We start from the raw sequence: 7,463 nt of genomic DNA, 5'->3' as shown, positions 1-7,463 counted from the left end.
TTAGTAGCGGGAACAGGACTCGAACCTGTGACCTTCGGGTTATGAGCCCGACGAGCTGCCTACTGCTCTATCCCGCGATGTGGGTGCAAAGGTACACCTAAATTCGAGAATTACAACAAAAATTTTTAAAAAATGTTTTATTTTATCTATTGACTTGATATGACTACCTTTGCAGCATAAATTATATTTAAATGTCACATAAAGCAGGTTTTGTAAACATCATAGGGAATCCAAACGTTGGGAAATCAACGTTAATGAATGCCTTTGTTGGTGAAAGGTTATCAATTATTACGTCAAAAGCACAAACAACTCGTCATAGAATTCTTGGGATTGTAAACGGAGAAGATTTTCAAATGATCTTGTCGGACACGCCCGGAATCATCAAGCCTGCCTATGAAATGCAGGAATCGATGATGAACTTTGTGAAGTCTGCTTTTGAAGATGCCGATGTTTTAATCTATATGGTAGAGATTGGTGAGCAGGAATTGAAAGACGAAGCTTTTTTTAATAAAATTATCCATTCGAAAATTCCGGTTTTGTTATTATTGAACAAAATTGACAATTCGAATCAAGCACAATTGGAAGAACAAGTGGCTTTTTGGACAGCCAAAGTTCCAAATGCCGAGATTTATCCTATATCGGCTTTGCAGAATTTTAATGTTCCAGAGGTTTTTCAAAGAATCATTTCATTGTTGCCGGAATCGCCTGCGTATTACCCAAAAGATCAATTGACGGATAAGCCGGAACGTTTCTTTGTGAACGAAACTATCCGTGAAAAAATATTATTGAACTACAGTAAGGAAATTCCGTACGCAGTAGAAATCGTAACCGAAGAATTTTTTGAAGATGAGAATATCATCCGCATTCGTTCTTTGATTATGGTGGAACGCGATACACAAAAAGGAATCATCATTGGTCATAAAGGTGCCGCTTTGAAAAAAGTAGGAATGGAGTCTCGTGTGGATTTAGAGAAATTCTTCGGAAAACAAATCCATATTGAATTGTACGTGAAAGTGAATAAAAACTGGAGAAGTAATGCGAATATGTTGAAACGTTTTGGGTATAACCAATAAGTTTTAGTGTCCAGTGTTCAGGTTTTTAGTGATCAGTTAATTAGATGACTTGTGAAAAATCAGATCGAATTATTGGAATCTTCGGAGTGTAGATTAACAAATAAAAATAGCCCACAGATTGTACGGATTAAACGGATTATCACGGATGTTTTAGGAATCGGTGAAATGGTTTGAGAGTAAAGTTTAAAGTGAAATAAATATAAAATCAGTATTGGAGTTTGTCTCTAATGCTGATTTTTTTTTAGCCCAGATCGAAATAAAAACCCCGGAGTGAAAAAAGGTTGTTGTTCCTGTGGTTGCTGAGCGACCAAAGGAAGCTCCTGCAAGCGCATTGGAACAACTCCTTTTTGAACGAGGAGTTGTAATGGAGAGCTGGATTAGCTTCTAATTATTATGATTCTAAGATTTCCAAAAATACCTTTTCGATATCGTTCATTTGTTTTTCGCCGTTGCTTCGAATTTGCTTGGCGATGACGTAGAGCAGAAACCATGCGAAAACCATTAGGGACATCACGACGAAATCGCCTGTTGTGGATGCTTTTAGAACGTAATGGGAGTAGGCGATGCCGCAAAAAATGATGAAAGTGCCCGCGATCATGAAATGCAAGAACATGAAAAACGTCCATAAATTAGGATCTGGGCCAAATAAGCCGCGGATGTGGGTTTGGTTTTCGCCTTTGGATTCCATTTCGAGATGCAAATGGGGTGACCAATAGGCTTTTTTCTGGCCTTTGATGTTGATCCAAATGTGGTATTCTTTTATTTTTAGAATGTAATCCGGAGAATTCGTTGTGGTAAATTCAATGAATTTTTGACGCAAGGAATCGATGTTCTGATTGACATCTTTGTAGAATCGCAAACGCAAACGGATCTCATTATTGGTGTCCATAAAATTAGAAATGAAGTGGTTAAGTGAATAAGGTATGGCGAATATACCAAAAAAATTGATAATCATGGTTTTAAACACTACCTTTGCAACCCGAAACTGGAAAGCAGTATTCGGGAGAAGTAAATATTTGAATTTATATTATGAACAATATTGTTGCGATAGTAGGAAGACCTAATGTAGGGAAATCAACCCTTTTTAATAGGCTGATACAAAGAAGAGAAGCGATTGTAGATTCGGTTTCTGGGGTTACCAGAGATAGAAACTATGGTAAAAGCGAGTGGAACGGAAAAGAGTTTTCTGTGATTGATACGGGAGGATACATTCGTGGATCGGATGATGTTTTTGAAGGAGAGATCCGTAAACAAGTAGAATTGGCTATCGACGAAGCCGATGTTATTATATTTGTGGTGGATGTTGAAGAGGGGATTACTCCAATGGATGATGTTGTTGCGCGCCTGTTGCGTAAAGTGACTAAACCCGTTTTATTGGCGGTGAACAAGGTAGACAATGCCATGCGTGAAAAAGACGCTATCGAGTTTTATAACCTTGGTTTAGGAGAATATTATACGTTTGCCAGTATTTCTGGAAGCGGAACAGGGGATTTGTTGGATGCCTTAATTGATGCTTTTCCAGTGAAACCGGAACCGGTTCAAGAAGAAGTGGTTTTGCCTCGTTTTGCTGTTGTAGGTCGTCCAAATGCAGGGAAATCTAGTTTTATCAATGCACTTATTGGTAAAGAACGTTTTATGGTAACTGATATTGCGGGTACAACCCGTGATGCTATCGATACAAAGTTTGACCGTTTTGGTTTTGAATTCAACTTGGTGGATACGGCGGGTATTCGTCGTAAAGCGAAAGTGAAAGAAGATTTAGAATTTTACTCGGTAATGCGTTCGGTACGTGCGATTGAGCATGCTGATATTTGTATCTTGATTATTGATGCTACTAGAGGTTTTGAAGGACAGGATCAAAGTATTTTTTGGTTGGCCGAGAAAAACCGTAAAGGTGTTGTGATCTTGGTGAATAAATGGGATTTGGTGGAGAAAGAAACCATGTCAACCCGTGATTATGAAGAGAAAATCAAAAAAGAATTAATGCCATTTACGGATGTGCCTATTCTTTTTGTTTCGGCTTTGACTAAACAACGTTTGTTGAAAGCCTTGGAAGCAACGGTTAAAGTGTATGAAAATAGACAACAACGTATTGCCACTTCAAAATTCAATGAGTTTATGTTGAAAGTGATTGAAGCGTATCCGCCACCTGCAACCAAAGGGAAATATGTGAAAATTAAATATTGTATGCAGTTGCCAACTCAAACACCTCAGTTTGTGTTTTTTGCCAATATGCCGCAATATGTTAAGGAGCCATACAAACGTTACCTTGAAAATAAGATTAGAGAAAATTGGGACTTCTCAGGAGTACCGATTGATATTTATATTAGAGAGAAATAAAACTAGAAAAGTCCCAAAGAAATTTGGGACTTTTTTTTGTCTTGGTTTAAAAGTAAGATTGGCTATTCGTCTGACCTTTTATTCGGGCAATCCTCATACCAATCTTTGAAAGTTTTAGAGGTTTTGTAAGCATCATGTAAAACGGTGTAGATTAAAAATAACACCAAACACAAACCAAAAAGGTACATGCCCATTATAATTGAAATCAGTAGTTTTGTTTGACACAATACAACAAAAGCAAAAACATATATAGTGGTAAACCACGCCAGTTTAATTGCGAAATTTTTCATGGCTACAGCTTTTTGCTAAAGTTACGCCCTGTTTTTACAAAATTTAGTTAATCTAAGATTAATCAATTCTTAAAGTTGGAGTGGTTAGCTGGGTTAATTTAGGACTGCTTTTTTTATGAGATTATAACAGTTTGAGTACAACTCCCAAAAGAGCAGCAATGCAGATAATATGGGGTTCCTGTATTTTTTTTACATAAATCAAAATCAGAACGGTTCCTGTGGCAATCAATGCTGTGGGGATGTCTACAATGGTGCGAGTTGCAATTACAATTACCGCTCCTACCAAAGCGCCAATTACTCCAGCGGTTATTCCGTCAACAAAGGCTTTGATGCTTTTGTTTTGTGAAATCTTTTTGAAATAAGGAGCAGGAATTACCGTAAATAAATAACAAGGCAGAAAAACTCCCAAGGCCGCAATGGTTGCTCCGGTAAATCCAGCTACTAAATAACCAATGAAACCCACGGTAATTACAACGGGTCCGGGAGTAATCATCGCTACTGCTACTGCGTCGACAAATTGATTTTCAGTTAACCATCCGTATTCATTGACAACTCCACTGTGAAGAAAGGGAACAATTGCCAATCCACTTCCAAAAACAAAGGCTCCTGCTTTTGTGAAAAACCAAGCAATTTCTCCAAGTTTTCCAAGCTCAATAGTCGAGAATCCCGCAGTTGTAATGATAAATATAGAGGCAGTTTTGGGACGTTTGATCCATTCTGGCGGAGCTTTTACAATCATGTACACAAAGCCTAAAACGACAAACAACAACACTTCTTCTTTTTGGGTTACTGCCGTAAGAATGGTTGCGGTGATGTAAAATATCCAAAGTAACCAATTGTTTTTTATGGCTGGGATTTCAAATTTACTAATGGATTTAACTGTAAGCTTGTAGGAACTCAAAACGATAATGCCAATAACAGCTGCACTTATGCCGTAAAAAACAGCCTGCATCCACGGTAATCCTCCGTATGCTTGATAAGCAATCCCTATTAAAACGACCATTATGAAAGAAGGTAAAACAAAGGCTAATCCTGATAAGGTGGCACCTAAAACACCAAAGTGTACAAACCCGATATAAATTCCTAATTGGGCGGCTAACGGGCCAGGTGCTAATTGCGAAAGCGCTAATCCTTCTTTGAAATCGGTATCGTTAATCCATTTTTTATTTTCCACTAAGTCACGATGCATGTAACCCACCAAAGCTACGGGACCACCAAAACCAGTTGTGCCGAGTTTGATAAAATATTTTATTAATTCGATTAAGGTGTAATTAAGTTTTTCTGTACTCATGTTCTTTTTTTGTTTTCTTGTGTAGTACGATTTTTAAAAAATAGATGCTAATTTTCAATAAAATAAAACACGAATTTTACCAATTTACACGAATTCTTAGTTTAATTTTCATGAAAATCACACGAATCCATTGGAACACGGTTATTAATTCGTGTAAATTCGTGTTGAAATTTCTACTACTGAGTAGTTACAAAAAAGAGAATTGGTCTGCTTTACTTTTGAGTAGGATTTCACCAGATCTTAATTGGTCTGTACTTTATGTTTTTCTTTTAGTTTTATTTTATGATAAAAGCTAAACCGAATAATATCTCTGTCAAAATAATCCACACCACTCGCGCGTTGTTGGAAACTGTTTAAATAACCCAGTTCTAATGCAATGTTTTTGTTAACGCCATATTGTAAAGCGGCATAAATTCGGTTTTGGTCAAAGGTGTTTTTAGCGACATTTTCTCCTGCATTGATCATCAATTCATCGTACACAATAGCTTTTAAATACTGACTTTCCTTTTTCCAACAGGAATATTCCCCTTGAAGTCGGTATCTGAATCTCCAATAAAAAGTAGTTCCCGGAAGTAATCCTTCTTTATTGGTATTGTGGAAAAAGCGTTCTTCTACTTGAAACCGTTGGTTCAGGGTAAAATTGACGAAATCTTGTTTCCATGTAATGTCTTGCTGTCCTCTGTATTCAGGGATTTTAAAATCATAAGTGACTTCGGGATCTTGTGTGGCCACAGAGAAATAGGCAAATCCGGCTCCTACGTCAAAATTGTTGTTGATTTTATAGCGCCCATGGATTCGGATTAAATATAAATTTTCTTCGACTGGTTTTAGAAATACCCGATTGTCAAATTCTGTATGTACAGACCATTTGTTGTTTATAGTCAATTGATTGCAATATCGAGTCCAAAGTAAATTTTGATGATCTACATTTTTTTCGGTTTGGGCTCTGGAAACAAAACATATTAGTAAAAGGCAAAAAATTCTAATGGATTTCATGAAGTTTATTTCAATTTGCTGCAAATATACTTAAACTCTATAAAAGAAGTAGGGTTTGAAAAAGTTTTTTATTTTTTAACCAATGAGGCAATTGTAATGCCTTGCATAGCCTTCAAAGTTTCGTCTCTAATGATCATCAATCCATGTCGCAATAGGCATTCTGATTCGCTTACACAATCGGAGCAACGTTCGTAAAAATTTAAGGATGCGCAGGGAAGTAATGCGATTGCACCATCAAATAAACGGTGGATATCGGCCAAAGTAATACTTTCTTTGTCTTTTAAAAGATAGTAACCACCAAATTTACCTTGTTTGCTACCTACAAAATGACCTCTTTTTAAGTCCAAAAGTATTTGTTCCAAAAACTTTTTAGGAATAGAAGCCCCTTCAGCAATTTCAATGGTTCTTGAAATGTGATTCTCGTCTTGTTGAGCTAAATAAAGGAGTGCTTTAAGGGCGTATTTGGTCTTTTGTGAGAGCATTATTGATTGTCAATGTTTATAATGAATATAATATCTATGAGATTTTTTTTAAGAAGAAAACGAAGTATCAAATATAACTCTTTTTTTAAGTTTTTAAATTTTATTTATTTCTACAAAATGAAAAAGAGAGTCCGTGTTGAACTCTCTTTTGTGTTTGTATCATTTTTACCAGTTTCCACTAGAGCCTCCGCCAGAGAATCCTCCACCGCCAAAGCCTCCACCGAAGCCACCGCCTCCAAAACCGCCTCCTGAAGATCCGCCGAAACCACCTCCGCCACCTCTTCCGAGACTGCTTAGGATGATAACGTCGAGTAGGCTAGGGCCTCCACCTCCACGGTTACCGGAATTCCCACTTCCACCACCACTATTTTTGTTTTTGGACAGTAAAACCAAAATAATCACAACAATAACAATGAATGGGAAAATAGGAAAATCTTTTCCTTTGGTTTTTTTGCGTTCGCCTTTGTATTTGCCTTTGAAAACATCAAAAAGAGCATCTGCACCTTTGTCTAAACCTTTGTAATAACTACCGGCTTTAAATTCGGGAATGATAATGTTTCTGATTATTTCTCCTCCAATTCCAGCGGTTAATCGATCTTCAAGGCCGTAACCTGGATTGATGGCTATTTTTCTTTCTGCTTTTGCCAAAAGAATAATAACCCCATTGTCCTCTTTGGCTTGTCCCAATCCCCAAGTATGAGCCCATTTAGTTGCTAATTGGCTTACATCTTCATTTTTGAGACTTTCAATCGTGATCACTACAATTTGAGTGGAAGTAGAATCAGAATATTTAATGAGTTTTTCTTCGAGTTGCGCTTTTTCTTCTGGACTCAAAACATTGGCATAATCGTAAACCGAAGTTTGAAGACTAGGTTTTTCTGGAATTGTAAATTGCGAGAAGGTACAATTACTTGAAAAAAGTACAAGTAGTAAGAAGATGGATTGTAAAATTCCTTTGGAATTTGAGTTTTTCTTTGTTGGAATTTTCATT

General features: G+C 36.9%; 8 protein-coding genes and 1 tRNA gene. 2 read left to right on the top strand and 7 right to left on the bottom strand.

Annotation, left to right across the window (positions count from 1 at the left end; translation table 11 throughout):
• Window positions 1–4 precede the first annotated feature (4 nt).
• Window positions 5–77 (bottom strand) — tRNA-Met (locus DB891_RS14070).
• Between the two features lie 114 nt (window positions 78–191).
• Between DB891_RS14070 and era the strand changes: the two genes are divergently transcribed.
• On the top strand, window positions 192–1,073 hold the full coding sequence (gene era, locus DB891_RS14065; RefSeq protein ID WP_116764218.1) for a GTPase Era: 882 nt from the start codon (window positions 192–194) through the stop codon (window positions 1,071–1,073).
• Between the two features lie 391 nt (window positions 1,074–1,464).
• On the opposite strand, the gene DB891_RS14060 is transcribed toward era, so the two are convergent.
• Entirely contained in the window at window positions 1,465–2,028 is a 564-nt protein-coding gene (locus tag DB891_RS14060) for a hypothetical protein (RefSeq protein WP_116764217.1), read from the bottom strand.
• Between the two features lie 74 nt (window positions 2,029–2,102).
• On the opposite strand from DB891_RS14060, the gene der reads away from it, so the two are divergent.
• Window positions 2,103–3,413: a ribosome biogenesis GTPase Der gene (gene der, locus DB891_RS14055; RefSeq protein WP_116764216.1), complete on the top strand. Its 1,311-nt coding sequence runs from the start codon at window positions 2,103–2,105 to the stop codon at window positions 3,411–3,413.
• A 62-nt stretch (window positions 3,414–3,475) separates the two neighbouring features.
• Here the strand turns inward: der and DB891_RS14050 are convergent, their stop codons facing one another.
• From DB891_RS14050 to DB891_RS14030, 5 genes are all read right to left on the bottom strand, one after another.
• Window positions 3,476–3,703: a hypothetical protein gene (locus tag DB891_RS14050; protein WP_116764215.1), complete on the bottom strand. Its 228-nt coding sequence runs from the start codon at window positions 3,701–3,703 to the stop codon at window positions 3,476–3,478.
• A 121-nt stretch (window positions 3,704–3,824) separates the two neighbouring features.
• Window positions 3,825–4,994 carry a chromate transporter gene (locus DB891_RS14045; protein ID WP_116764214.1) on the bottom strand — a complete coding sequence of 390 codons (1,170 nt, stop codon included), beginning with the start codon at window positions 4,992–4,994 and terminating at the stop codon, window positions 3,825–3,827.
• Between the two features lie 240 nt (window positions 4,995–5,234).
• Window positions 5,235–5,990: a DUF2490 domain-containing protein gene (locus tag DB891_RS14040; RefSeq protein ID WP_116764213.1), complete on the bottom strand. Its 756-nt coding sequence runs from the start codon at window positions 5,988–5,990 to the stop codon at window positions 5,235–5,237.
• Window positions 5,991–6,058: 68 nt separating this feature from the next.
• Window positions 6,059–6,472, bottom strand: coding sequence for an RrF2 family transcriptional regulator (locus DB891_RS14035; protein ID WP_116764212.1), 414 nt, complete (start codon window positions 6,470–6,472; stop codon window positions 6,059–6,061).
• Between the two features lie 165 nt (window positions 6,473–6,637).
• The gene (locus tag DB891_RS14030; RefSeq protein ID WP_116764211.1) at window positions 6,638–7,462 is read right to left on the bottom strand and encodes a TPM domain-containing protein; all 825 of its coding nucleotides are present in this window, start codon (window positions 7,460–7,462) and stop codon (window positions 6,638–6,640) included.
• Window position 7,463 lies beyond the last annotated feature (1 nt).

It is taken from the genome of Flavobacterium laiguense (assembly GCF_003097655.1).
In the GTDB taxonomy this organism is placed as follows: domain Bacteria; phylum Bacteroidota; class Bacteroidia; order Flavobacteriales; family Flavobacteriaceae; genus Flavobacterium; species Flavobacterium laiguense.
Note: the sequence above shows the minus strand (reverse complement) of the source record. Positions and strands in the feature narration are given on the sequence as shown.

Bases quoted from the DNA above. Each gene is read 5' to 3' on its own strand.
- DB891_RS14040 (WP_116764213.1), bottom strand. From the start codon at position 5,990: ATGAAATCCATTAGAATTTTTTGCCTTTTACTAATATGTTTTGTTTCC.
- DB891_RS14060 (WP_116764217.1), bottom strand. From the start codon at position 2,028: ATGATTATCAATTTTTTTGGTATATTCGCCATACCTTATTCACTTAAC.
- era (WP_116764218.1), top strand. From the start codon at position 192: ATGTCACATAAAGCAGGTTTTGTAAACATCATAGGGAATCCAAACGTT.
- DB891_RS14045 (WP_116764214.1), bottom strand. From the start codon at position 4,994: ATGAGTACAGAAAAACTTAATTACACCTTAATCGAATTAATAAAATAT.
- DB891_RS14030 (WP_116764211.1), bottom strand. From the start codon at position 7,462: ATGAAAATTCCAACAAAGAAAAACTCAAATTCCAAAGGAATTTTACAA.
- DB891_RS14050 (WP_116764215.1), bottom strand. From the start codon at position 3,703: ATGAAAAATTTCGCAATTAAACTGGCGTGGTTTACCACTATATATGTT.
- der (WP_116764216.1), top strand. From the start codon at position 2,103: ATGAACAATATTGTTGCGATAGTAGGAAGACCTAATGTAGGGAAATCA.
- DB891_RS14035 (WP_116764212.1), bottom strand. From the start codon at position 6,472: ATGCTCTCACAAAAGACCAAATACGCCCTTAAAGCACTCCTTTATTTA.